This window comes from Chitinophaga filiformis (assembly GCF_900102545.1).
In the GTDB taxonomy this organism is placed as follows: Bacteria; Bacteroidota; Bacteroidia; order Chitinophagales; family Chitinophagaceae; genus Chitinophaga; species Chitinophaga filiformis.
This window is the reverse complement of record NZ_FNBN01000006.1, coordinates 106497-132159: the sequence shown is the minus strand read 5'-3', so window position 1 is coordinate 132159 and position 25663 is coordinate 106497. Positions and strand designations below refer to the sequence as shown.

General features: G+C 44.4%; 22 protein-coding genes and 1 tRNA gene. 12 read left to right on the top strand and 11 right to left on the bottom strand.

Annotated elements, in window-relative coordinates:
- Nucleotides 1–3: 3 nt before the first annotated feature.
- Entirely contained in the window at nt 4–789 is a 786-nt protein-coding gene (locus BLR32_RS22755) for a hypothetical protein (RefSeq protein ID WP_143011551.1), read from the top strand.
- Nucleotides 790–984: 195 nt separating this feature from the next.
- Here the strand turns inward: BLR32_RS22755 and BLR32_RS22750 are convergent, their stop codons facing one another.
- Together BLR32_RS22750 and BLR32_RS22745 are read right to left on the bottom strand one after the other, a co-directional pair.
- Nucleotides 985–2376, bottom strand: a complete 1392-nt coding sequence (locus BLR32_RS22750; RefSeq protein ID WP_089835168.1) for a S41 family peptidase — start codon at nt 2374–2376, stop codon at nt 985–987.
- Between the two features lie 21 nt (nt 2377–2397).
- The gene (locus tag BLR32_RS22745) at nt 2398–2928 is read right to left on the bottom strand and encodes an RNA polymerase sigma-70 factor (protein ID WP_089835167.1); all 531 of its coding nucleotides are present in this window, start codon (nt 2926–2928) and stop codon (nt 2398–2400) included.
- Between the two features lie 166 nt (nt 2929–3094).
- Here BLR32_RS22745 and BLR32_RS22740 point away from each other — a divergent pair, with 166 nt between their 5' ends.
- From BLR32_RS22740 to BLR32_RS22730, 3 genes are all read left to right on the top strand, one after another.
- Nucleotides 3095–3697 (top strand): DUF4254 domain-containing protein, encoded by a 603-nt coding sequence (locus BLR32_RS22740; RefSeq protein WP_089835166.1) that lies wholly within the window; start codon nt 3095–3097, stop codon nt 3695–3697.
- Between the two features lie 3 nt (nt 3698–3700).
- Nucleotides 3701–4747 (top strand): glycosyltransferase family 9 protein, encoded by a 1047-nt coding sequence (locus tag BLR32_RS22735; RefSeq protein WP_089835165.1) that lies wholly within the window; start codon nt 3701–3703, stop codon nt 4745–4747.
- A 71-nt stretch (nt 4748–4818) separates the two neighbouring features.
- A tRNA-Gln gene (locus tag BLR32_RS22730) sits at nt 4819–4889 on the top strand.
- A 252-nt stretch (nt 4890–5141) separates the two neighbouring features.
- On the opposite strand, the gene BLR32_RS22725 is transcribed toward BLR32_RS22730, so the two are convergent.
- The 6 genes from BLR32_RS22725 to BLR32_RS22700 form a co-directional block, all read right to left on the bottom strand.
- Nucleotides 5142–8294, bottom strand: a complete 3153-nt coding sequence (locus BLR32_RS22725) for an efflux RND transporter permease subunit (protein WP_089835164.1) — start codon at nt 8292–8294, stop codon at nt 5142–5144.
- 22 nt (nt 8295–8316) lie between these two features.
- The gene (locus tag BLR32_RS22720; protein WP_089835163.1) at nt 8317–9375 is read right to left on the bottom strand and encodes an efflux RND transporter periplasmic adaptor subunit; all 1059 of its coding nucleotides are present in this window, start codon (nt 9373–9375) and stop codon (nt 8317–8319) included.
- Between the two features lie 32 nt (nt 9376–9407).
- Nucleotides 9408–10733: a TolC family protein gene (locus BLR32_RS22715; RefSeq protein WP_089835162.1), complete on the bottom strand. Its 1326-nt coding sequence runs from the start codon at nt 10731–10733 to the stop codon at nt 9408–9410.
- A 192-nt stretch (nt 10734–10925) separates the two neighbouring features.
- Nucleotides 10926–11315, bottom strand: coding sequence for a DUF2147 domain-containing protein (locus BLR32_RS22710; protein WP_089835161.1), 390 nt, complete (start codon nt 11313–11315; stop codon nt 10926–10928).
- Between the two features lie 115 nt (nt 11316–11430).
- On the bottom strand, nt 11431–12192 hold the full coding sequence (locus BLR32_RS22705; RefSeq protein WP_089835160.1) for a LytR/AlgR family response regulator transcription factor: 762 nt from the start codon (nt 12190–12192) through the stop codon (nt 11431–11433).
- Nucleotides 12189–13217, bottom strand: coding sequence for a sensor histidine kinase (locus BLR32_RS22700; protein WP_089835159.1), 1029 nt, complete (start codon nt 13215–13217; stop codon nt 12189–12191). Before BLR32_RS22700 ends, BLR32_RS22705 begins: the two co-directional genes overlap by 4 nt.
- Before the next feature lie 188 nt (nt 13218–13405).
- On the opposite strand from BLR32_RS22700, the gene BLR32_RS22690 reads away from it, so the two are divergent.
- From BLR32_RS22690 to BLR32_RS22660, 7 genes are all read left to right on the top strand, one after another.
- Complete coding sequence (locus tag BLR32_RS22690; RefSeq protein WP_143011550.1) at nt 13406–14254, top strand: hypothetical protein; 849 nt, start codon at nt 13406–13408, stop codon at nt 14252–14254.
- Nucleotides 14255–14298: 44 nt separating this feature from the next.
- A complete protein-coding gene (locus tag BLR32_RS22685) occupies nt 14299–14859 on the top strand; it encodes a Crp/Fnr family transcriptional regulator (RefSeq protein WP_089835156.1) in 561 nt (186 codons plus the stop codon).
- Between the two features lie 129 nt (nt 14860–14988).
- Entirely contained in the window at nt 14989–15375 is a 387-nt protein-coding gene (locus BLR32_RS22680) for a ferredoxin reductase domain-containing protein (RefSeq protein WP_089835155.1), read from the top strand.
- Between the two features lie 13 nt (nt 15376–15388).
- Nucleotides 15389–16426 (top strand): efflux RND transporter periplasmic adaptor subunit, encoded by a 1038-nt coding sequence (locus BLR32_RS22675; RefSeq protein ID WP_089835154.1) that lies wholly within the window; start codon nt 15389–15391, stop codon nt 16424–16426.
- 9 nt (nt 16427–16435) lie between these two features.
- Nucleotides 16436–19549, top strand: coding sequence for an efflux RND transporter permease subunit (locus BLR32_RS22670; protein ID WP_089835153.1), 3114 nt, complete (start codon nt 16436–16438; stop codon nt 19547–19549).
- Nucleotides 19546–20892 (top strand): TolC family protein, encoded by a 1347-nt coding sequence (locus BLR32_RS22665; RefSeq protein ID WP_089835152.1) that lies wholly within the window; start codon nt 19546–19548, stop codon nt 20890–20892. Before BLR32_RS22670 ends, BLR32_RS22665 begins: the two co-directional genes overlap by 4 nt.
- Before the next feature lie 126 nt (nt 20893–21018).
- Nucleotides 21019–21414, top strand: a complete 396-nt coding sequence (locus BLR32_RS22660) for an acyl-CoA thioesterase (RefSeq protein WP_089835151.1) — start codon at nt 21019–21021, stop codon at nt 21412–21414.
- On the opposite strand, the gene BLR32_RS22655 is transcribed toward BLR32_RS22660, so the two are convergent.
- From BLR32_RS22655 to BLR32_RS22645, 3 genes are all read right to left on the bottom strand, one after another.
- Entirely contained in the window at nt 21411–22259 is an 849-nt protein-coding gene (locus BLR32_RS22655) for a dioxygenase family protein (RefSeq protein WP_089835150.1), read from the bottom strand. The genes BLR32_RS22660 and BLR32_RS22655 overlap by 4 nt on opposite strands.
- 240 nt (nt 22260–22499) lie before the next feature.
- Nucleotides 22500–23165: a class I SAM-dependent methyltransferase gene (locus BLR32_RS22650; protein ID WP_089835149.1), complete on the bottom strand. Its 666-nt coding sequence runs from the start codon at nt 23163–23165 to the stop codon at nt 22500–22502.
- Between the two features lie 656 nt (nt 23166–23821).
- Nucleotides 23822–24634, bottom strand: coding sequence for a TerC family protein (locus tag BLR32_RS22645; protein ID WP_089835148.1), 813 nt, complete (start codon nt 24632–24634; stop codon nt 23822–23824).
- A gap of 254 nt (nt 24635–24888) precedes the next feature.
- On the opposite strand from BLR32_RS22645, the gene BLR32_RS22640 reads away from it, so the two are divergent.
- Nucleotides 24889–25587: an HAD family hydrolase gene (locus BLR32_RS22640; RefSeq protein WP_089835147.1), complete on the top strand. Its 699-nt coding sequence runs from the start codon at nt 24889–24891 to the stop codon at nt 25585–25587.
- Nucleotides 25588–25663 lie beyond the last annotated feature (76 nt).

Sequence of the window (25663 nt, the reverse complement as noted above, 5' to 3'; positions counted from 1 at the left end):
ACTATGAAGTACAAAAAAAATGCATTTTCGAAGGTAATGACAGCAATCGTGGTTGCTGGTTTTTTGTTTCAGGCTATTTCCTGCAGTAAGGACGGTGAAAGGGTGACTGCTCCTGAGGTAGTAAAGGTGACTGTTACAAACATATCATTAGAAGGTGCTTCGGCCCGTTATACGGCTAGTATTGATGGTAAAATGATCGGCGACACATTGTTAAGTGGTGAACGCCAGACACAGCTTATTGAACATAAAAGCGAGCAGCGTTTCCTGGTAAAAGATGCCAATACAGGAAAAACGGTAATAGATACGCTGTTATCGCTTCCTGAGAAAAGTGTTATACTAACTATTCTTAAGCTCAGCAGTGAAGAAGGCGCAAGTCCTTCACTCTATATAGGAGGCCAGGAAGATATCCTGCCTACTGAAAAACTCTGGTCTTTTTATTATGTAGATCCACTGCTGCCCGATTCACTTGATCTCACAATGTACAGAACACGTCCTGATGGTGGAATTGATACGCTTGGAAAATTTGCGCACATCAAAAAAGGAAAGTTGTTTGACTTTAAGAAGGTGGATTATAGCTATGGGCTGAGCACTGCGATGTTTTACTTTGATCTCAGAGATCCGCTTACCGGAGAAATACTGTTAGGATCTGCTTTTGATCCAACTATGGGAACCGGGGGATTAATGGCTTACAATGATTTTGTAGCTACTCACTTTATTAATGACCTGGTGGTCTATGATCTGGGAGGAGGTAGTTATTTTCATTATTCTACTACCATTCTTGCATACTGATATGTCATGACCGGATGTTTGTAATACAACATTAACGGTAAGCTGAAGGTTACACCTTGTATGGCTACGGAAATATGTAATACGAATATAACAACGATTATTAGCTGTAGTTAACTCCAATGTGCCTATACACTATGGAATGTTTCTAAAGAAAAGATTGATTACCCGGCGTTTGTTAACCCCTAACTTTCCCCTTCAACGTGGTAGTATTAATCGGCTTTCCCTGCTGGCTCTCGTACGGGTATCATAAAGAGAAGTAGTGATCCTTTCAGGATAGGCGCTGGTCCTTCCGTCGCCTCTGATAACAGACAGGGCTTTTGCAATAAAGGGATCTGCGGGATCGCCCATGGGTAGCAGGGGTTGTGTATTCAATTCATAGACGGTATAATCAGGCGCAATACCAGTGGTATAATTTCCTTCACCTTTTGCATTTGATAACAGGTAGGTGATAGGCGCCAATGCCCATGATAAACGGCGAGGTGTGCGCATGTCGGTTATAACAACTGCTCCTTTATCCTTTCCATATGTTCTTTCTCCGATAGTAATAACCTGTAGGTATGGTTTCAGGTTGTTGATAACAAGTTCCGAAGCAGAGGCTGTCTGATGCGTGGTAAGAATAAATACACGGCTGATCGATGATCTGCCGGCAGCCAGTTGGCTGAAGGGTACTACCACTCTGCTTTCCGGAACAGCAAGCGCCTGTTTGAAAGTGACTGATAGTGATCCCATTTGCTTATTACCGGTATACCTGGCCAGAATACTGTTTTCATTGGTGGCAGGCGCAATAAGTGCAATCATGGCCGCAGCCGCAGCTACGCTTCCGCCGGGATTGTAACGAAGATCAATGATCAGGTCTTTGATGTTGTCCTGCTTCAGTTTAATAAAGGCATTAAGTAAATTGGTATTATAAAAGTCATCAAAATAGTTATAGAAAATATAACCGGTAGGATGGCCCTGGTTCTCAAATGTCTGATAGATGTACAAGGGGTTTTCCTGAAGCGTTGCACCTTGTAAGGGCACTTCCCCGGTTTCGGTAACTACATTGCCGGCAATATCGGCTTTGGTAAGACTGCCTTTATGATCATTTAAAATGTCCTCACTTAACTGTTGGGCATTTTGTGGAGTCAGAGGTGTGTTATTGATCTTTGTAAAATAATCACCTCTTCTAAGTCCGTCCTGCCAGATGGCGCTACCGGGTATTACAAATTTCAGCAAACCCAGTGGCTTTTCTATTCCGTTAATAGAGACTACCGCAAAATCAAAACCGAATGTATGCAGGAAATCTTTTTTGCTCGTTCCGGGTATGTCATTCAGGTCAATGATCTGGGAGAAACTGTCGGTAGCCTGCTTCAGTGTGTTGAAGTAGGGAATTGCGGTCAATTGCGTATCTGCTTTTACCGGTAGTGTCGTATTCCAGAGATAATAATAACGCATACTATCCAGTATCCACTTATTTGTTTCCCATTGGGTAACAGGGCCGGTAGGAGGCGGATCGGGAACAAGCTTATCCTCTTTCCGGCAGGACAGCATGATCATCACAATGCCCGACAGGCATACGATCTTACGTGGGAAAATCCTTACATCCATAGAAGGGTTTTAAATGTTGTACTATTTGGTCTCCATGTCGTAACGTACCATTAGCTCCCGCTTTAGTGATTGCAGGGCAAGGGTCAGATGATTTCTTACTGTAGTAGGTGAAAGTGAAAGCTGGTCGGCAATTTCCTTATTACTTTGTCCTTTGTCACGGCTCAGGATATAGACATTTCTCCGTTGCTCCGGCATTTGTTCTATCACTTTGTGCACGTGTTGGTTAAATTCTTTTCTCAGCAATGCATTTTCTTCTGCGTTCTCATTACTGACAGGTTGGTGCTGGGAAATGTGATTCAGTGTTTTTCTTTCGCGGTACAGTTTACGGGTTTCATCTATGACAATGTGTTTGGTAAATACGAACAATAGCGGAAAGACATCCTGTCCTTCCTGGACTTTATGCATGTTTTCCCAGAGCTTGATAAAGCACTGCTGGGTGATCTCTTCCGCCCGTTGTGGATCGGAAGTAAGTTTGAATGCTAACCGGTAGACCTTTTCCCTGTTGGATTCAAATAATTGACCAAAGAGTGTTCTGGATGGGTTATCAGACATATAGTTTGATATGTGGTTGCTATAATGGAAAATAAATGTAACCCTTACATGTTACTTGAATGTTAAGACTCTACAGTCGTGCATTTGAGTGGTGTTCAGCATGTGCCCGGCAGGGAAGGGAAGAGCCGTCTATGGACTATTTCACCAAAATATATACTTTTGTCCCATGTCTACAGAACTGTACAACCAAATATTTGATCAGAGTATTGCCGATTATCATGTGCATAACAGTGTACATCAGCCTATCCTGAACCCGTATGAAAAAACAGCTATTGAGCACCTGCTTTATCTGAAAAACTGGATAGATACGGTGCAGTGGCACCTGGAGGATATTATCCGTGATCCACTGATAGACCCGGTGAAAGCATTGGAAATCAAGCGTTGGATAGACCGTTCTAACCAGGAGCGTACGGATGTGGTAGAGTATATTGACAGCTATTTTCTTGATAAATATAACGATGTGAAGCCGTCGGCCGATGCTACCATCAATACTGAAAGCCCTGCCTGGGCGATAGACCGGCTGTCTATACTGGCATTGAAGATCTATCACATGCGGGAGGAAGCTACCCGGCCGGACGCTACGCCAGCGCACAGGGAAGCCTGCCAGCGTAAGCTGGACATCCTGCTGGAGCAGCGCAGGGATCTGGGAAGCGCTATCACCCAGTTACTGGCCGATATTGCCGCCGGTAAGAAGTACATGAAAGTGTACAAGCAGATGAAAATGTACAATGATCCCGCCTTAAACCCTGTTCTTTACAAGGGAAAATAATATATGCCAGAACAATTGAGAACGATACTATCTATCCGGTTTTCTGCCATGGGAGACGTGGCTATGACCATTCCCGTGATGCAGCAGGTGCTGGAGCAAAATCCGGATATACAGATCGTTTTTGTCTCCAATAAGAACTGGGGAGCGCTATGTGAAGGCATTCCCCGGCTGATATTCTTTCCGGCAGACCTGAAAGGGGAGCATAAAGGGTTTAAAGGATTATATAAGCTTTACAAGGCTATCAGAAAATCCTGGAAGATCGATGCGGTGGCCGACCTGCACCACGTTTTACGTTCTCAGATAGTGCGTACCTTTTTCCGGTTGTCCGGTTGTCCGGTGGCGGTTATCGACAAGGGAAGGGCTGAAAAGAAGGCCCTGGCCAGACCGGAGGAGAAGGTGCTCCTGCCGCTGACCAGCACCATAGAGCGATATGCCACCGTATTCCGCCAATTAGGGCTCTCGCTGTCCATTAACGCTACAAAGCCGGTATTTCCCCGTCAGCCACTCACATCGGAGCTGATGGCCATTACAGGGCCTAAAAATGGGGATAAATGGGTAGGGCTGGCACCATTTGCGACATATAAGGAAAAAACCTATCCGCTGGGAAAAATGGAAGAGGTACTGGCTACGCTGGTAAAACGTCCGGGTATCAAAGTGCTGCTGATGGGGGGAGGGGCGGCTGAAATAGCCCAACTGACAGCGCTGGCCATAAAATACCCGGAAGCTGTTGTGGTGGCAGGGCGATTCAAACTGCCGGCAGAACTGGCGATTATCAGCAACCTGGATGTGATGATCAGTATGGACTCGGCTAATATGCACCTGGCGTCCCTGTTCCGGGTACCGGTAGTATCCATCTGGGGCGCTACGCATCCTTTTGCCGGATTTATGGGATTTGGGCAGAGCGAGGCCAATACGGTGCAGCTGGAGAGTCTTTCCTGCCGTCCGTGTTCAATATTCGGTAATAAGCCCTGTTTCAGGGGAGATCATGCCTGTATGGAGTGGATTCCGCCTGCTGCCATTGTGGATAAGGTCGTGAAAGTGGCTGGGTGAGAATAAATTTGAAAACTTTTTTTTGGGAAATGAGAAAAAATACTAATTTCGCCATCCCAAATAACAGGGATTGTCCCATAGTATAATGGTAGTACAACTGATTTTGGTTCAGTTTGTCTAGGTTCGAATCCTGGTGGGACAACAGAAGCCCTCAGCTATTGCTGAGGGTTTTTGCATTTTTGGGGGAATTGTGCTGGGGCAACCGGTATAACCACCCCACGTCCGGGTTGCACGCCGCGTTACAACCACCCCCGGGTTGCCACCCGGGGCTACAAACACAAGGACTCCTGACGGAGTCCTATTATGTTTTGTTGATGACGTTTGTTATAAACAAAAAAAAGGCGACTGTAGATACAGCCGCCATGTTTGCACCAATCAATAATCCATGCTATGATTATGATACGGGGTTGGGGTGTTTCAACTGAAGCACTCCGTTTCGTTCATTTTCAACCGTTCTCCGCTTAGCAAATCGTTCCTTTACTTTGTCCACTACGTAATAAACCATCGGCACAACAAATACCGTCAATACAAGGCTGGATGAAAGGCCTCCTATGAGTACCCAGCCTAATCCGTTCTTCCATTCAGAACCGGCGCCTTTAGCTATTGAGATAGGTATCATACCGGCTACCATTGCAATGGTGGTCATGAGTATAGGACGAAGCCTTGTTCTGCCGGCAGCTATCAGGGCATCCCATGTACTGGCGCCATCTTCCTTTCTGTGATTGGCAAAGTCGACGATCAGGATGGCGTTTTTAGCTACCAGACCAAACAGCATGATGAGGCCTAACATGGTGAACATGCTCATTGAGGATTTTGCCAGGTTTAACGCCAGGAAGGCGCCGATGAAAGAGACGGGGATGGAGAACAACACAACAAATGGATAGATAAAGTTATCATACAGCGCCACCATTACCAGGTACATCAGCACGAGCGCGGCTGCCATGGCTAAGCCTAAAGCACCCATTGAATCTGCCTGACGTTCAGTATCACCGCTCCATTTTATATCAACGCCGGCAGGCAGCGGATGTTCGACCAACGACTTGTTGATATTATCGGATAGGATCCCTGAAGTAATACCCAACACGTTACCCTTCACTGTCACAGATGTGCGCCTGTCTTTTCGTTCGAGTATGCTTGGTCCGCTGCCCTGCACTACAGTCGCAAACTGTGACAGTTTTATCTGTTCTCCTGCGGTATTTAAGAACGTAAGATTTTCAACATCCTCCACATTCTGCCTGTCGAAATCATCCAGCTTGATATTAATGTCATATTCATTCAATCCTGCGCGATATTTGGCATCTGTGTTACCCGCATAGGCATTTTGAAGAGTCGATCCTACGATGTTGATGTCGAGCCCCAGTTGCTCCATTTTTTCCCTGTCAATATTTACTTCGGCCTGTGGATTACCTTCTTCCACGCTCAGGGAAACATCATTGGCCCCAGGCATGGCTTCAATACGGCGTTTGAGGTCATTGGCGGCCTGCATCAGCAGTGTGCTGTTCTCTGCATTCAGTACAATCTGGATAGGCTCTCCCATACTCACCATGCCAATCACATTTGAGCGGATCTTCACTCCCGGGAAACGCTGTTCCAGTTCACGGCTTTTGCGGATCATATAATCTTCCGTAGAAACAGCACGATGCTCTTTGTCCACTAACTTGATCGTAAGCTCCGATTTGTATTCACTGCCTACTGCGGTAGCCGACTCCAGCCCTGAAGTGCTTGGACCAGCCACATTGGCAAATACTATTTTCACCTCTGGCTGTTGTAAGAGGAAGTCTTCAATAGCCTTGGTCCGCAGGTTATTCTGTATGACTGTAGTGTTTTTGTCGTATTCCAGCTTTAAGCGGAACTTGCCCTGGTCGCCACTAGCTACCAGCTCACTTCCCAGTATGCCCATATTCATTACTACGGCGGTACATGCAAATAAGCTGAGTACAATGGCAGTCATGATCAGCTTGTGACGCAGTACCCATTGTAGTGCGCCTGTATACCAGTTGGTTAACCATTCCAGGAAGTTTTCAAACAGGATAAGTGGTTTGTGCATCCACTTATTGTTATCAAGCTCTGTTATTTTACCAAAGCGGGAAGCCAGCCAGGGAGTTAATGTATAACATACGAAGAGACTCATCAGCGTAGCCGTAACGATGGTCAGTGAATATTGACGCAGGATGGCCGAAATGCTTGTATTTACGAGCGCAATAGGGCCAAATACAACTACGTCTACCATCGTGATTGCCATGGCGGAGAAACCGATCTCATTTCGTCCATCCAGCGCTGCCTGACGTTTGGGTTTGCCCATGTGCAGATGGCGGTGAATGTTTTCCAGTATCACAATGGAGTCGTCTACCAGGATACCGATCACCAGGGATAGTGCCAACAGCGTCATCAGGTTCAATGAATAACCCAGCAGGTACATCACGATGAAAGTGGAGATCAGTGAAGCAGGAATGGAGATCAATACAATAATGGAATCACGCAGACTATGTAAAAAGAGCAGCATAATGACAGCCACGAGCACTACTGCGATCATCAGGTCATGTGTTACTGCATTGGCTGATTCCATCGTGAAATCCGCCGTATCATCAGCGATGATCATCTTTACATGATCGGCAGCATATTTCTTCTCCAGGAGGGCAATACGCTGTTTCACCTGTTTACTGATCTCGACTGCGTTGGCGCCGTTTTGTTTTTTGATCAGGATACCTATTCCATTCATCCCGTTGTACCTGTTTACCGCGGCAGCATCCTTTACGATGTCGCTGACTGCGGCAATATCCCGGAGCTTAATTACACTGCCGGCAGCTGGTTGTGCAACCGTTACATCGTTCAGTTGTTCTACAGAGGTGAACTTGCCTGTCACCCTTACCGTCATCTGATCCTGCCTGGTTTTGACCTTGCCTGTAGGGAATTCTGTGTTCGCCTTGTTCACAGCACTGGTAACCTGTGTAATGGATAAACCGTAATAGTCCAGCTTATCTTTGTTGATGTTCACCTGTATTTCTCTTTCCTGTCCACCTATCAGTGTTATTTCTCCTACTCCGGGTATCTGTTGCAATTGCGGCTTGATCTCGTTTTTTATCAGGTCATAGAACAATGCATTGTCCAGAGAAGAAGTGGTGGTCAGCTGCATCACAGGTTGATCGCTGGGAGAAACCTTCGAGATACCTGGCGTTTTTACATCATCCGGCAGTGAAGACATTATGTTGTTGATCTTCCGCTGCACTTCCTGTTGTTTGTCGTCTATGTCAGTGCCCATAGAGAACTCCGCCTGGATGATGGAATTGCCTTCTGTAGATTGTGAAGTAATGCTTTTCAGCCGGTCGATACTACTGAGTACATCTTCTATCTTCTTTGTAACCGTTTGTTCCACGTTACTCGGTGTGGCGCCGGGATAAGAAGTAGTAATAACGAGCGTCGGCTGCGACATGTCGGGCATCAGCTCGTAATTAAGTCTGGTGTAGCAAAACAAACCGCCGCCTATCAACACTGCAAAGATTACAATGATGAGGGAAGGTCTTTTAATAGCTATTTCTGTTAGTGACATGGCCTGTGTTTTAATTGTGTGCTTATTTTGCGATGTTTACCTTGCTGCCTTCAGTGAGGTTGATCAATCCGCCGGTTGCTACGATTTCACCTGGCTGCAGTCCGCTTGTAACCTGAATGATGGTTTCATTGCTTCCTCCTGTTTGTATGTCGCGGAGCTTTGCAATGCCGTTTACAACCACAAACACCTGTGGACGGCTGGAAGAACCTACCAAAGCTGAACGTGGGATGCTGATAGCCTCCTTCGTTTTTACATCATTAAAGGAAATACGGCCATACATGCCTGCTTTCAGGGCGGTAGCTGCATTGTTGGTGACCAGTATTTTCACGGTGTAGTTATGTGAAGCATCGGCTTTCGCTGCTATCATGTCCACATGTCCCTGAAACTTTTCATCGGGGTATACATCTGTTAGCACGGTTATGGCTTGTTCCTTTCTAAACTGCATGATGTTCCTTTCCGGCACACTGATCTCCAGTTTTAATCTGCTGATATCCGTCAGCTGTGCCATTTGTGCACCTGCACTGACTACTGCGCCCAGTTCAAAGTTCTTACTGGTAATGATGCCGCTGAAAGGCGCTTTGATACTGCACATGTTGATCTGTTTTCTCAACTGATCTATCTGTGCTTTGTCTGTCAGCATCTGTGTGCGGGCATTGTCAATCTGCAATTTTGTGACGCCGTTGATGGCCTGTTCATAACGCCTGAGTGTAAGTGCTGCATTGTCATAGTTTGCAAGGGCAGATTGTAACTGTGCCTGCAGTAGGTCGGTGTCCAGCTGTGCAATGAGGCTGCCGGCACTTACCTGGCTGCCTTCCCGCACATTTATTTTGACCACTTTTCCGGTCGATTCAGAAGCAATCACTACTTCGCGGTCTGGTGCAAAAGACCCAAGGAAAGCTGCTGTTTCTGTAAACGGTGTGTACTGTATAGTATCTGCCTGTACCGTTGCTTTGATGTTAGGATCTTTATGATATACCTTCTCTTCCACTTCTTTTTTGTTGCTGTTGAGTTTTACTGCAATAAATCCTACTAATGAGCATAGTACTGCAGCAGTTATCGAATATTGAATGATCTTTTTCATTTGTTTGCTTTAATTAGTTTAAATAAGGTTGTTTATTGCAATAAGGTACCCTGAGCTTTTTTGAGATCCAGCTCTGCTTTCCTTAGATTGATCAGTGCATTGATGAAATTGTTCTGGGCAGACTGCAGTTCTGTTTGTGAATTGATGGCGTCGGTCAATTTCGAGATGCCACTTTTGTATTGTGTATTTACATCATCGAGTACTTTTTGTGCCAGTACCAGGTTGCGTCGCTGCGTCTGTAATGTGATGTAATTGCTTTTCAGATCAGCATAAGCATTGGCTGCATCTTTGTTGTTTTGCTGAAGCGTTTGCTCCGCCTGCACATCGTATTTTTTGATCTGTATTTGTTTTTGTTTGATCTGATACTTTTTACTGAATCCATCGAAAATGGGGATACTTAACGACAGGCCTATAGAGGAGGAATAATACCATTTGTTGTTAAGGTTCTTGAAAGGGTTGGCGTTAGAATAATACCCGGAATAGCCATTGCTCATCGTTTGTGACAGCGTGGGCAGATAGCCGGCTCTGATGTTACGCCGTTCCAGATCAGCTACCCGTTTATTTTCCTGGATCTGCAGATAATTTGTTTTTTTGGTGGGATCGAAAGCGGGCATATCGAGGCTGACAAATACCTGGTTATAATCTTCTTTCACCACACTAAGTTGTCTGTCCAAAGGAACGTTCATCAGTAACTTCAGGAGGTTATACTGCTTTTCCAGGTTGGTCACTGCATTCTGCAGATCGGCTTCTGTATTGTCTCTGGAAACAGTTAACCTGTCCACATCGGTTTGTGTAGCCAGACCTGCGTTAAGTTGCTCTGTGGTTACTTCCAGCAACGACGATGTGTTGGTGAAGTTATCCTTGAGTAATTCCTGCTGCCTGATAATAGTCTGTATGTTATAATAGGTAGCAGAAATATTGTACACCAGGTCTTCTTTTGAGCTTTGTATCTGCAGCATGTTCAGGTTGACCGCTACCTTGGCTGCTTTTAATGCAATCAATAAGGACGCATTAAAGAGTGGCTGGTTCATCTGCAAGGTAGCAGACTTGGTTTGAGGTACACTGAATTTTGATGCCTGATAGGTGCCTGGTGTGCCGCCGAAAACATCTGCTGGTATCATCTGTACAGGTACATTGGCCTGGTACTGATATGAGCCGCTGAGGCTTAGCGAAGGTAACAGGCTGCTGCGTGTCTGTTTTACAGCAGCCTTCGTTTTTTCCAGATCGTAATTGTCGGCTTTTAACTGAAGGCTGTTAGCAAGCGCCGTGTCAATAGCTTCCTTTAAGGAATACTCCCGTTGTGCATTCACAGATTTTACCGTTAGTAAAAGAATGACGGTATAAAAGACATGTTTCATAAATCCCTGATAATTTGAATGAATATTTGAAGTAGTATTCAAAATGCCGGTAAAAGAAACCTTTCATAATGGCAACAGGCGTTAAGGAAGCAGGGCGGAACCTGGCAGCATTTGCATTACTGATGGGGCTGTGCTCATGATGATATAAGAAACTGATTGGTGTTTTGAATAGTCTTCAGGGTTGGCGTTTTATTATTTTATTCTTGTTAGATAGATGGTTTTGCTTACGAGCAGTTTTCTAGCTGTCATCTTCAGACGATCTTTGTCTACGGGAGAGACAGTTACATTCAGATCAACGTCTGCATCAGGCGGACGCATGGTGCCTTTAAATGCCTGATCAGCTTTGTCGTATTTAAGCGCTTTCAAAACAATTGTTCCGTTCTTTGACGGGACATTGTTGTCATTTATTATTTTACCGTAGTACGCATCGTCTTTAGCCGGATATATTTCTATCTCAGCCGGTTTGTCTTTGGCCTCGATCTTCCAGTTGCCTGTAATATTTACTTTTATCTGGCAAAAAGCCGGTGTACCAGCAAAAAAGCAGGCAGAAAAAATGCTTGTGCGAATTATTGACTGTGCCATATTCTTTAATTATGACACAAAGGTTTATATATCTCGTGTGTACCGCAATTGAATGTAATACAGGATGGACAAAATGGGGGTTGAAAGGGAATAAAGGGCAGAAAAGCGGACAGGCCTAATACTGCGAAAGCCATTCTACAAACTGGGTGTTTTTTAGTTTTCCTACCAGTATCTGTTCTTTGTATGGCACATTCAGGTTCACAATAATTTTGCGATTGAAATAATGAGTGGCGTCTATTATCGCTTTCCGGTTAACAAGATATTGCCGGTTGGCCCGGAAGAAAGAAGGGGTAAAGTAATTTTCCAGGACCTCCAGGTTCTCATTTACAATGAATTTTTCTTGGCTGAAGGTGTAAGCATAGGTATACCCGTTTTCGCTAAAGAAGAGCGCTATGGCAGCGGATTCCAGTGGAATAATCTTGTCCCGCTGGCGGATGATAACAGCGCTTTTTTTAGGTGTGATCCTGGTTTCCAGGACACTTAGCTGTTCCTGGAAAGTTTCAGTATTTCTTGTAAACCTTTTCTCCAGCGTAGCATATTTTGCAAGTGCTTTCTCAATCGCTGCTTTGTTAAAGGGTTTCAGTATGTATTCAATGCCAGTTGCTTCAAAGGCCTCGGAAAAATAATGGTTGTACGCCGTGCAGAAGATGATCGGCACCTGGTGTTCCATTTTCTTGAATATTTCAAAGCTTAGTCCGTCGCCCAATTGAATATCCGAGAAAATAAGGTCTGTATCTTCATGCTCTTTGAAGTATTCAATAGCCTCTTCTACTGAATGTAGTAAGGCGGCAATTTCTACGTCAGGTTCTACTGCCAGAAGGGTCCTTTTCAGATCTTTTGCAGTAACTTTCTCATCTTCGATAATTACAATTTTCATATTTGACTACTATTTAGCAGATATACTTTTGCGCTAAACTTATCTTCAGTGTCAGTAATTTCTATCTCCTTGTTCGCAATGATTTTATAACGCTGATTCAGGTTTTTTAAACCTGTGCCGGTGGTTTCTACTGCCTTTGCAAGCATCTTGTTGTTACTTACCAGAATAGCATTGTCGCCCGTATAATCAATTTTTATGTGCAGTGGTCTTTTTTCTGTAAATGAGTTATGCTTAATGGCGTTCTCCACAAGCGTCTGCAGCGCATATGCAGGTATCGTCATCTTATATACATCATGTGGAATATTTACTTCGAATATTACAGAGCCTTCAAAACGTACCTTTTGCAGATCGATGTAGTCGTTGGTGAATTTTAACTCTTCCTCAACAGATACCAGGTCGTTCTTGTGTACCTGTATGGAGTAGCGTAGAAACTCAGACAGATTGATTGAATAATTTTCAGCTTCGTCGGGATTGTCTTTTATCAACGACTTTAGTACACTGAGTGTATTAAAGAGGAAATGAGGTTGCAGCTGTTGCAATAATACCTGCTTCTGTGCTTCGAGATTACTTACTTTAAGCTTTTGTATTTCAATTTCGGCAGTTTTGTTTTTTTGAGTTGCAAGGATAGAACTGCATATTATTAAGATGATAGTATTAACAGCAAGTAATGACACAAATGGATATATAAGTAAGATATCGCTTCTAAAGGTTAATTCGCCTTCAATAACGAAAGCCGGCTTCGGAGTCATTTCCCTGAGGGTGATAAGAAGAAGATGAAATGTGATAACAAAAGCAAAGCTGAGCAAATACCCCTTCCATTTTTTTTCTGCTTTTAAATATCGGATAATAAGGATATTAGTTACCCAGAAAATAAGTACGTTAGCCAGCATCATGAGGCCGGCTATCAGAATAAATAAGGACAGCTCTTTATTAAAGACGTAAAAGGGGGTTATACCATATAAGGCAATTATTGGCGACGAAATAAGGGCAGTTCTTATGAACCTTATGTATAGATTTTTATCCATCTTACCGTAAAGTTAATTTATTATAAAGTAAACATTTAGCGAAGTAGCCTCCGCTTAACTGGTTATTTGTCCTGTGTTTTACGTTTTTTTCCCTTTGAGGTCGCATTTTGTCCATTTCAACGAAGCTCACATATTTTGTTTTCTGCATATACCGCACATTTGGCGTATCAAGCAGAAAATGTTCTCTCATGAAGATTGGCAAATCCTATCGCCTTCCTGCAATTAAGCTGCCTGCCACTGGCGCTTTTTGTTGCATAATAACTTTGTTTACGGTCAGATTATGTGCTCAGAACAGGGACGATACCGATAAGGAATGGGAGGTCGTCAAATACGAACGATATGTAAAGGCGTTGAAGTTTAGCATGGACTCTTTAAAGCTAATCTACAGGCATAGATGGTCTGTTGGTTTTTCATTTGGAGGATTGTATATGCCGGGAGCTACTTCAACGGAGAAGGATTATAATACCCGTGTGAATATGAGAGAAAAGCATTCTTTTTATATGCTGTCATTCGAATACTACCTTACTGATATATCACGGGTTGGTGTAGAAGCCGGGTGGCAGATGCTTCCTATGAAAATTGAACCCCGGGCAGGAGGGACCTATATTGATGGCGGTGGAGGTATAAATATTCCTGTTTTTGTATATCTGAAGAGGGACATTTTTGGCGGTGTACTGAACAGAACGGTTATGAAGCCAGAGAACCGGGGATCGGTTAACCGGCCCTCTTTTTTTGCGGTGGCTGCTGCAGGACTGACCTTTACCAATCTCGTAAAGATTCAGGCCGGCCGGCAGGAGCTACGTACTTCGCAATATAGGCAGGTGCCCTTTACTTCTAAATTAGGGATCGGGATGTTTCAAAGGATTGGAGGAGTAGTAGGTGTTGAGTTGATAGCTGCTTACCAGCTTTCAAGTAATTATTCGCCTTCTATTGGTAGTGTCAGTGCTTATAGTGGATTTAACCTGTCCACCAGATTAAGTTTAATAGGTGGCGGGGGATTTGGCAAGATGAAGAAGCGGATTGGTGAGATGTATTGAGATGAACCCTTTTTTCCATTACCTTTATTGCAACAGCGTAAGGTATGGAACTGCTCCGGTACATCAACACCAAAGTCAAACTTAGCGAAGAGGAAAGCGCTATAATTGATGCCGCCTTTAAAAGAGAAACCTATCCTAAAGGAACCATTTTAATGCAGCCGGACAATAACTCCCAAAAGGTTTTCTTTGTAGAAAAAGGCCTGCTCCGGACCTTTTATAATAAAGATGGAAAAGACATTACGCATTTTTTCTTTGATGAGAACAGGTTTACCTTGTCTTTGGAGAGTGTCTATTTTAACCGGCCAGACCCTTATGGAAGAGAAGTACTGGAGAATGCAACACTAAGGACTATCCTGTTCCGGGATTTCAATGCATTGCTCAATGAGATCGGGGAGTTTAAGAGCCTGGGCATTTCGGTAGCCATTGAATACCTGAAGCTGTTCTCCGACAAATTATATTCCTTGCAGTTCCAGACAGCAGAACAACGGTATAAGTTTATGATGGACAATTATTCAAATATACTGTCAAGAGCCCCACTTGGACATATCGCCTCTTACCTGGGCATTACCCAGCAAACCCTGAGCGTTATAAGAGCTAAATATTAGTCTACCCACCCCTCACGAAACAAAATTCGATTTAGAGTGTTCATTTTTTAATATAGATTAAAAATCGTCCCCCGGTTCTTTCATTGCTTTGCATTGTAATTCTTTATCAATACAAAAGCTATATGAGGAATGGGTATTCATTATGTATTTTTTGCAGATGATTTGGGCATTGCCTCTATCTATCCCACATTAAAAGACAGGCTCGCCAAATCAGGCCACACACATGTGTCGCTGCTTTATTGCTCTGCCGACAGCCCCTATGAGTTTCAGAAAGAATTGGAGATACTGCAAAGGCATTTTCCCACCAGATTATTGGTATGCTATTATTCAAAAAGGTCAACCGGACAATGGATCATCCAGCAAAGCGAAATTGAAGCAGTATTGAATGCAAATACAATGCGGCAGATGAATTTCACTATATCCGGTAATGAGTCATTTACTAAAAGCATCAAAGACGTGCTGCTCTTTCTGGGTATAGAAAATGTAACGATACAGGAACAATATTTCACAGAATAAAAAATATAAAAAGATGAGACGATCTCTATTTTATTTTACACTGATTGCCATCTTGATTTTCTCAAGTTGCAGGCATAAAGAAACACAGACATCCGAAAATGCTTCTCAGCCTTTAGCTGTTAAAGCGGAAGAAGTTCACCCCACCACCATCTCCGGTGAAGTTTCAGTAAGTGGAAATATAGACGGCAATACTACCGTAAAGTTAGGCTTTATGGTAGGCGGTAAGATCAACTATATCTCCAACAATGAAGGAGACAATATCTCCAAAGGGCAATTGATTGCCAGCCTTGATCCCACCAATTATTCCATCGCTAAAAGGCAGGCAGACGTCCAGGTAAGTACGGCAAGCGATGAATTTGACCGCCTGAAAATATTGCATGAACGGGGAAGCCTCAGTGAAAGCGACTTTTCCAAAATAGGTTTCAACCTGCAACAGGCAAAGCTGCAGCAACAACTACAGCAGAAAAACCTGTCTGATACCCGCTTGTATTCCACTATCAGCGGCGTATTGCTGAAAAGGCAGGCAGAAGTAGGTGAGATCGTAAGTGTGGGTTCACCATTGTTCATCGTATCTGATATCAGTAAAGTAAAAGTACTGGCCTATGTTCCGGAAGGAGAGCTGCATGAGATCAGGATAGATCAGACAGCAAACATCAGTATTTCATCTCTTGGCAGAACCTTTACCGGTAAAGTGATAGAGGTTGGTTCTACTGCTGATGCTACCTCCAGGGCTTTTACGATAAAAATCGGGATAGAGAACCCGGGATTGGTCATTCGTCCGGGGATGATTGCAGAAGCCCGCATCGCTACCAATAGTAATAAACAGGTGATCCTGTTGCCCGCCGAAAGTATTCAGCAGGACCAGGCCAATCAGAGTTTCGTTTTTGTGGTAGACAAAGCACAGAATAAAGCATTCCGGCGCAGGGTAAGCCTGGGCAATATGGTAGACAACAAGATCGAAATTGTATCAGGGCTTTCTGAGAAAGAGCTCGTAGTTACCGGCGGCCAGAAAAGATTGTCTGATGGTTCCCTGATTACTATTACCAAATAATTACTGGAAATGAACATTATAAAATCATCACTGAAGTATAAGCATGTAACCTTGTCTGTATTGTTATTGCTTTTTGCGATAGGTGTCAACTCCCTGTTCTATATGCCGCGCAGGGAGGATCCAAAGATCACTATACGGCAGGGACTGGTCATTGCATACTTCCCGGGGGCAAATTCTGTGCAGGTGGAGGACCAGGTTACCAGGAAGCTCGAACAGTATCTCTTTCAGTATGAAGAGGTCGATAAATCGAAAACATATTCTACTACAAAAGATGGCGTGGTGGTAGTAAATGTGGAGCTCACAGAGCATGTAAAGCAACCTGATATATTCTGGAGCAAACTCCGTCATCAGCTGCTCGTTTCAAGACAGATTGATCTGCCGGAAGGGGTAAGAGGTCCTATCGTCAATTCGGATTTTGGAGATACTGAAGCCATGGTGATCAGCCTGGAAAGTAACAGCGCCAGCTATGATGAATTAAAGCGGTATGCCCAACGCCTGGAGGACTATCTGCGCACTATCCCTGCCGCCTCTAAAATAAAGCGGATAGGCGAACAGCAGGAGGAAATAGTAGTATCGTCTACTTCAGAAAAGCTCTCCCAATACGGGGTGAGTACAGATCAGGTAGTAAAGTTATTACAATCTCAAAACAGCATTAATGCTACAGGAGAGGTGAAAACCAGCAGTAGCAAAACACCGCTGTATACCAACGGCTATTACAATACTGAAACAGACCTTGCCAGCCAGATTGTGGGTACCTCTCAGTCGGGCGCAGTAGTGAAGCTGGGGGATGTGGCCAGCCTGAAAAGAGATTATGCGGAGCCGCAGAGTATTATAACTGTAAATGGTAATAAAGCGATGATGCTTTCCATTCAGATGCAGGAGGGCAACAATATTGTAAAGTTTGGAGAGGATGTGAATAAAAAGATTGAAGACGCCAGGAAGGTGATTCCTTCTTCTGTAAAGATCACCACTATTGTTAACCAGCCACATGTCGTAGATGAAAACATTTCGCATTTCATCCATGAATTCTTCCTCGCCATCCTCTCAGTGATCGTTGTGGTAGTTTTATTACTGCCGCTGCGTATAGCGATGGTAGCAGCGATGGCTATTCCAATGACGGTAGCAGTCACCTTTGCCATTATGCATGCATTGGGTATTGAACTGCATCAGGTGTCGCTGGCGGCTTTGATACTGGTGTTGGGGATGGTGGTAGATGATGCTATTGTTATTGCAGATAACTATGTGGAACTGCTGGATGAAGGTGTTGAAAGGTGGACTGCTGCCTGGCGTAGCGCCAATGACCTGGTAATACCTGTGCTGACGGCAACCGTTACCATTATAGCGTCCTTCATGCCAATGATATTGTTAAGGGGAACTGTGGGAGAATTCATTTTCTCCCTGCCCATAACAGTCGCAGTGGCCCTCGCTTCTTCATTTATCGTTGCCATGGTGCTGACCCCATTGCTTTGTTACACTTTTATTAAAAAAGGCCTGCACGAGAAAGCAGCTACTACAGGGGAAATTGATAATGTTCCTGTGAAGAAAAAAAGGAAATCTGTACTGGACTTAATGCAGGATGGATATAATGCATTGCTGGATTGGTGTGTACTGCATCCCAGGCTGACAATTGCCAGCAGCCTTGTACCTATCATTTTTGCAGGCTTGCTGTTTGCAAAAGGTGTGAGGCAGCAGTTTTTCCCGGCAGCAGAAAGAAACCAGTTTGTAGTAGAACTATGGATGCCGACCGGAACAAAACTGGAAATGACCAATGAGGCTATCCTGAGGGTAGAAGCATTACTGAAGAATGATAAGCGGGTAGTTTCTTATGCAACATTTACAGGAACTGCGTCGCCAAGGTTTTATTATAATTTCTCTCCGGAGTTTCCTACATCCAACTACGCACAGATATTGATCAATACGACTACGGAAGGAACTACCGATGAACTCTCCCGGGAGTTAAGCAGCAAGGTAGGTGAACTGATACCCGAAGGCACCACTTATGTCAAACTTATGCAGCAGGGATCGACGTTGAAGGCTCCTGTGGAAGTAAGGATCATCGGTGAGGATATTGATCATTTAAAAGCTATTGCAGCCGATGTAACCAACATACTCAGGAACGAGAAAGGCGCCCGTTTTGTAAGAAGTGATTTTGCCGAAGATTATTACGGTATCGGGATAAGACTGAAGGAGGAAGCCAGCCGGCTGGGTTATACAACCACCAGCATCTCACAGTCAGTCTATACCGGCTTTAGTGGCGCTGCTGTTTCCACCATGTATGAAGGTAATGATCCGATAAACATCTTATTGCGTCTGGATGAAAAGAGCAGACAATCAACAAGTGATCTGGAGAACCTCTATTTAAAATCCCCGGTAACAGGTGCTGCAGTGCCCTTAAGGCAGATTGCTGATTTGAGCCCACAATGGCAAACGGGTAGGATCATGCACCGCAATGGTATACGGACGCTTACGGTCCAGAGTGAAACAGCACCGGGCGTATTGCCTTCAGAGCTGCTGGCTGCTATACAACCGGCGATCAATAAACTGGCGCTGCCGAATGGATACCGCATTGAATATGGAGGAGAGGATGCTAACAAGAAAGAAGTGCTGGGACAGTTAATTGCTGCATTACTGGTGAGCCTTGTGTTGATATTCTTCATTCTGCTGTTTCAATTCAGGGATATCAAAGAGGTGCTGATTGTGATGCTTACCATACCATTAAGCCTGTTTGGCGCCATCCTGGGCCTCTACCTTACAGGTAACTATTTCAGCTTTACAGCCTTTGTTGGCCTGATAGCCTTGTCGGGTATCGTTGTTCGTAACGCCATCATCCTGGTAGATCATACGCATGAACTGATGAAACATGGGTTCGATATTAAATCTGCCGCAATAGAATCGGGTAAAAGACGTCTGAGACCTATCTTCCTTACAGCAATGGCAGCTGCTATTGGTGTATTGCCAATGATCATATCAGGCTCTCCTATGTGGGCGCCGCTTGCAAGTGTGCTGGCATTTGGTGTGGTATGGAGTATGATCATGGCATTGCTCACAGTACCGGTATTGTATATATCCCGGATAAAGTCAAAACCTATTAATGTAGAATCGATAAAGTCAACAGAGAAATGAAGCACTATATAAAACACCTTGCCCTTTTATCCGTGGCTTTCATCTGCAGCTGCACCTTGCTGAAAGCGCAGGATGGTCAGTCATACACCCTGGAGCAGTTAAAGGATGCTGCTTTAAGGAACAACCATACACTTGCCATCAAAGAATGGCAGATAAAAGAAAAGCAGGCGAAGATCAAGGAAGACGAAGTCAAAAAGTATCCTTCTGCCACTGTGAATGGCAATTACTTATATAATGTCAATCTGGGAGAAATAACCATACCTGCCGGTACTATTGGTGAATTGCAGCTCAGTCCAACGAATACTGTACTGCTTCCCGGCACTGATAAGGATTTTACAGTGGGCCAGCATAGTAACTTTACTATCGGTATGCTGGCCTACCAGCCTATTACCCAACAGGTCAAGATAAAAACCGGGCTGGATATAGATAAAACCGAGGTGGCAGTAACAGAAAAAGAACGGTTTAAAATAACGCTGCAGATAAAACAGGCTATAGATAAACTCTATTATGGCACTTTAATAGCACAAAAGCAGCTGGAGGAAGCAGAAGCAAAATTAGCTTTAGCTACCTCAAAACTAGCGGATCAGGAGAATGCACAGCTGGCCGGTAAAACGATCACGGCAGATAAAGCCGGTCTGCAGGCTGCTGTTGCCAATGAAGAGCAGAGTATCCTTAAATTAAATATTCAGATAGAGGACTATATGGGCGACTTATTAAACCTGACAGGTATTAATGCCCGTTCATTGAAACTGGAGGAAATTGAGCCTGTTATTCAGCAAATAGATGCATTGGAAGGCTATAAGACTACCGCATCTTCTTCAAATGCTGATATGCAGATTGCAGGCCTGAATAAATCAAAAGCATTATTGGGCATCAAAGCAGCAAAACAAAGCAATATTCCTGATCTGGGACTGGTAGGAGGCTATTCCTATCAATATGGAAATCCAATACTACCTTCGAATATTCCATTTTTAGGTGTGAACCTCAAATGGAATGTGCAGGATATTTTCTCCAATAAACAGGTATTAAAACAGAGACAGTTCCAGCTAAAGCAGGCGGAAGAGCATATCCAGTATACGCAGCAGCAGGTGAACAATGATATTGAGAAAACTTACAGGAAGATTGAACAATCGAAGCAGTTGATTGCTGTTGCGCAAAAGGCCCTTTTTTATCAGAAAGAGGCGTTTAAACTGCAGGAGGATAAACAGGCTGCCGGTCTGAATGTAAAAACAGATCTGCTGAATGCGAAGTCTTTATTGGCAAAATCGGAGGCTGAGATGTATGCGGCGCAGTTGTCTTATCTGATAGCGGTGTCTGACCTGAAAATACTGACAGGACAATAAGATGTGATTTTTTGTTACTTATATGGCAGACACTCAGCAATATAGCAGGCTGCATATTGATTGGATATTTTCCCCATTGTGGTTTAATTTTGCGCCCATATCCGGGGACGGTAAAATTAATCGAGAATGAATTTTTATACGCGTAAATGGGTGAAACCCGAAGATCTGAATGCACATGGAACTTTATTTGGTGGCAGCCTGCTGCGCTGGATAGATGAAGAGGCGGCTATCTATTCTATTATTCAGCTGGGAACGAACAGGTGTGTGACCAAATATATGTCAGAGATCAATTTTATCAACTCTGCCAAACAGGGTGATATTGTCGAGTTAGGGATCAAGGCGACCCATTTCGGAAGAACATCTTTAACACTGACCTGCCAGGTAAGGAATAAGATCACACAGAAAACGATCCTCACAGTGGATAAAATGGTATTCGTAAGTGTGGATGAAAACGGTGTACCAGCGCCACATGGCCGTACTAAGATCACTTATACTGACGAGCGCCTGAGAGAGGACGATTAACCGCGTCCGACGGTGAAGCAACGCATGCTTACTGCGCTGAATACTTCTTCATAAGTATAATGAATCTCTTCGTGTTTGTCTGCCAGCGCTATGCTGTATAACATGGGAATGTAGTGGTCTTCCGTAGGCACCGCCCTGCGCGCCAGTTTTCCCAGGTTCCTGTAGTAGAACAGACTGCCAAAGTCGCGTTCATTGATCCGGGCTTTTACCCATTCATCGAACTCAATAGCCCAGGAGTAAGGCTTTCCATTACTGAATGTTCCTTTCAGGAGACTGAGTTGCAGGTTGTGTACGATGTTGCCACTGCCAATGATCAGCACTCCTTTCTCCCGTAATGGCTTCAGTTGCTGGGCGAGATTCCAGTGATAGTCCAACCGCTGACTGACAGGAACGCTTAACTCCATTACGGGGATATTAGCGTCGGGCATAATGTGCCGGAGGATGGCCCAGGCGCCATGATCGAGGTCGGTGCTTTCGTCTATTTTGACCTGCGGTGACAGTTCAGGGACCACAGTACTGAAGCGGGTAGCTCCGGCTACGTCGTAGTAAGAGCAATTGAAATGCGCTGGCACTTTTAGCCAGGAGTTTTCTGCGGTCAGATAATGGCCGGAGATGACCAGTATGGCAGATGGCTTCCGGGTAAGGGTATTCCCCATTTTACGCAGGCTCTGGGTAAAAGGATTGTCCCTGAATGCATTTTCCGGATCGCCATGACCTACAAAGAATACCGGCATCTTTTCAGTAGGCTGGAAAATGCCTGGTAAATTTAATAACCGTTCTATCTGCGATGAGTAGGGGATGAGCGGCAGTAGTGCCGCCATCTTAATAAATCTTTTCCGCTCCATACCACTTTAATGATTCATAGTTCTCTGTAATCACTACCACCGGTTGTACCTCTCCTGTCACAGGTACAGCTCCCGTTGGCTGTGATTGATGATACAATGTTAGGAAAGATTTAAAAGCGGTTTTGAAGAATCTATACGAAAGCCCCGAATTAACAAATAAGAGGCCCAAACTGCCTCATAAAGGCGTTTTCTGCATTGCTGATTTCCCTCTGATCACTGCTCAAGATGTTATGATTTGCTTTAGATTTTACCCTTCACCAGTATACTTCCCCTCAGGAAATTCATTTTCACAAAAGAGTCTGTTTCTTCAAATCCTGCATCCAGCCATTGCTGTTTGCACTGTGGATTCGCATACAGTATTTTCAGGGGTCGGGGTCTCCTGAGCAGGCTTTCTTCAACTTTGGCGATAAATTTCTCCATGATCACCTGATCGAAAGGATTGAAGAGGAAGATCACACCAACGGTTTCGGGAATGGCGTACACACGGGCGTCCTGGCAGGCTACATTTATCCTGATATGCTGGTACCGGTTACAGAGCATATCCCGCATTTTAACAGCAGCCTGGTATAGTTTGGGGGAAAGGTCTATGCCGGCGAGGGTAGTGAAGCCGTAGTCGGCTGCCATGGCCAGTACTCGTCCTCTTCCGCAGCCGACGTCCAGCAGGGTAGTGGAGAGGTCCGTAGGCTGCAGATGATCGAACAGCCAGGTGGCGGTGTAGTAGTTGACTGGTTCATACATGGCAATATGCTTCCTGTCCTCTTTTGACAGCTCTGATGCGAGGTTGTCTGTGCCTATGGTCCGGATGCCGTATTTCTTTTCTCCGCGGATTTCATGCCTGATGATGAAAAAGGCCAGATCTAATCCCCAGTGCCATCCGACATATAAAAAATATAACAGGTATCTCATGATTGATACGCTTGTTGGTTATGGGGGTGACTTATGCTTCAGGATTGTAGGGTTCAGGCAGTAATATTTGTAATATAAGTAATTTATTCTATTGTTTATGCGAAGTAGCCGCGGTTTCATTACGCGAAGTAGCTTCGGTTTTAGTATGGGATGTCGGTCGGCGCCTCTCTGGAATCCTATTGGGCATTGTCAAGCGAATAGGGGCGGGATATTAATTGGGCTGCACCGGGTCGTATCACCGGAGAGCCGAAGGCCCGACATTCCCATCTGAAACCGGTACTACTTACGCTCTCCCTGGTACTTTTGTAAGGTCTCCTTATTATGCCCCCTGACTGATAAGCGTTACTATCATAGTTGGTACTGATTTATCGCTGTTGGATTATCCCATTGGATGTTTGTGTGGCCTGTTCGATGTTTGTGTGGCCCGACTTTTTTTGGTCGGATATGGTTGTCCTGTCTGGAGGTAAATGCTTCGTGCTTGTGGAAATAAAGGCAAATGGGGGCGAAGTCATGTAGCAGTGGCTGGCTTCTATTCGTGGAAACAGGCATGGTGCGGCTCAGATCTTCCCCGAAGGGAAAATATTCATATTCCCGTTGTATAAACAAAAAAGCTGCCTCCCGGTATGGAAGACAGCTCTGTATAATTTTTTTAATATTTATATCTGCTGATCTTTCTCCTCCAGTCTCGGCTGGTGCAACTTTACAGGCTTGCTGGATTTGGATTTCATTTTCAGGTTCAGCATTTCTATGAAGACAGAGAATGCCATCGCGAAATAGATATATCCTTTCGGGATATGCTGTTCGAAGCTTTCTGCGATCAGCGATACACCGATGAGTAGCAGGAAAGAGAGCGCCAGCATTTTCACCGTAGGGTGTTTATCTACGAAATTGCTGATGACTTCGGAGGCCAGTACCATTACGGCTACAGCGATGATTACTGCAGCGATCATGATCTGGATGTGGTCGGCCATACCCACCGCAGTGATGACAGAGTCAAGGGAGAAGACGATGTCCAGCAGTAGGATCTGGATAATGGTCTGGGTGAAGCTGATCGGCTTGGGATTCGCAGATTCATGTCCGCCGCCTTCCAGCTTTTCATGTATTTCGGCAGTGCTTTTATAGATCAGGAAGAGGCCCCCGATCAGCAGGATGAGGTCCCTGCCGGAAATAGCGGTGGCTTCCAGCCATTTTTCGTTCTGTATGCCTATCCAGTCGCCTACATTGAACAGCGTTCTGGTCAATGACATGATCCAGCTGATGGACAACAGTAACAGTATACGGACAAACATGGCAAGTGTCAAACCAAGACGGCGAGCCTTCTTTTGTTTGTTGGCAGGCAGTTTTCCCGCCATGATTGAGATGAAAACGATGTTATCAATTCCAAGTACTATTTCAAGTACGCTTAAAGTTAAAAGGCTGATCAATGAGTCTATCGTAAACAGGCCTTCGGCGGAAAAAAGATTTCCCATTTTTAATATGCATTATAGGTTTGAAGCCGCAATCTTACAAATTTTTACGCTGATCAGGAAGTAATGTTGACAAGTTACGTGCCTGATCCCTATAAAAACGCCCACGCCTATTGATGGGAATGCTGCTCTGGTAAGGCATTTCAAGGGTGGTACAAAATCTGCGCCACTGCTGCGGTGAAGTTTAGTGATTAAAAAAGAAGGAAAAGCGCCGTTAATTGGATACTTTTGTTACTGTAACCCTTGTAAGAAGATATATGAATATAAAAGTTATTGCCTTTGATGCGGACGATACATTGTGGATAAACGAACCCTATTTTCGCGAAACCGAAACCGAGTTTTGCCAACTGATGGAAAGCTACTTACCACAGCATACCGCAGCGCGTGAATTACTGCAGATAGAAATCAGAAATCTTTCCCTGTATGGCTATGGTATTAAAGGATTTATGCTGTCGATGATAGAAACCGCATTGACCGTTTCCAACAAAACCATTGACATCAGCGCTGTTGAAAAGATCATTGAGTTAGGAAAAGCCCTGCTGGCCAGGCCGGTGGAGGTGCTTGACGGAGTGCCCGATGTATTGTCATCACTGAAAGATAATTACCGCCTGGTGGTAGCTACCAAAGGCGACCTGCTCGACCAGGAGCGTAAACTGCGTAATTCCGGCATCCTGCATTTCTTTCACCATGTGGAAGTAATGTCCGACAAACAGGAGGGGGACTACCGTAAATTATTAAAGCACCTGGATATTACGCCCGACCAGTTCCTGATGATCGGTAATTCATTGAAATCGGACGTGCTGCCAGTACTTGCAATTGGTGGTCATGCTATTCATATTCCTTTCCATATTACCTGGGAGCACGAACACGTAGACGTACATATTGACAACCCCAATTTCAGACAAGTAGAACATATTTCAGATGTACTACCGCTACTATATGCCACATTACCTTAGGCAGTAACAGCTGTTTTTCTTGTTTATCTATCCCATACTGTCCCAGTGCCAGCGGGACTTTTAATGCTTAATTATT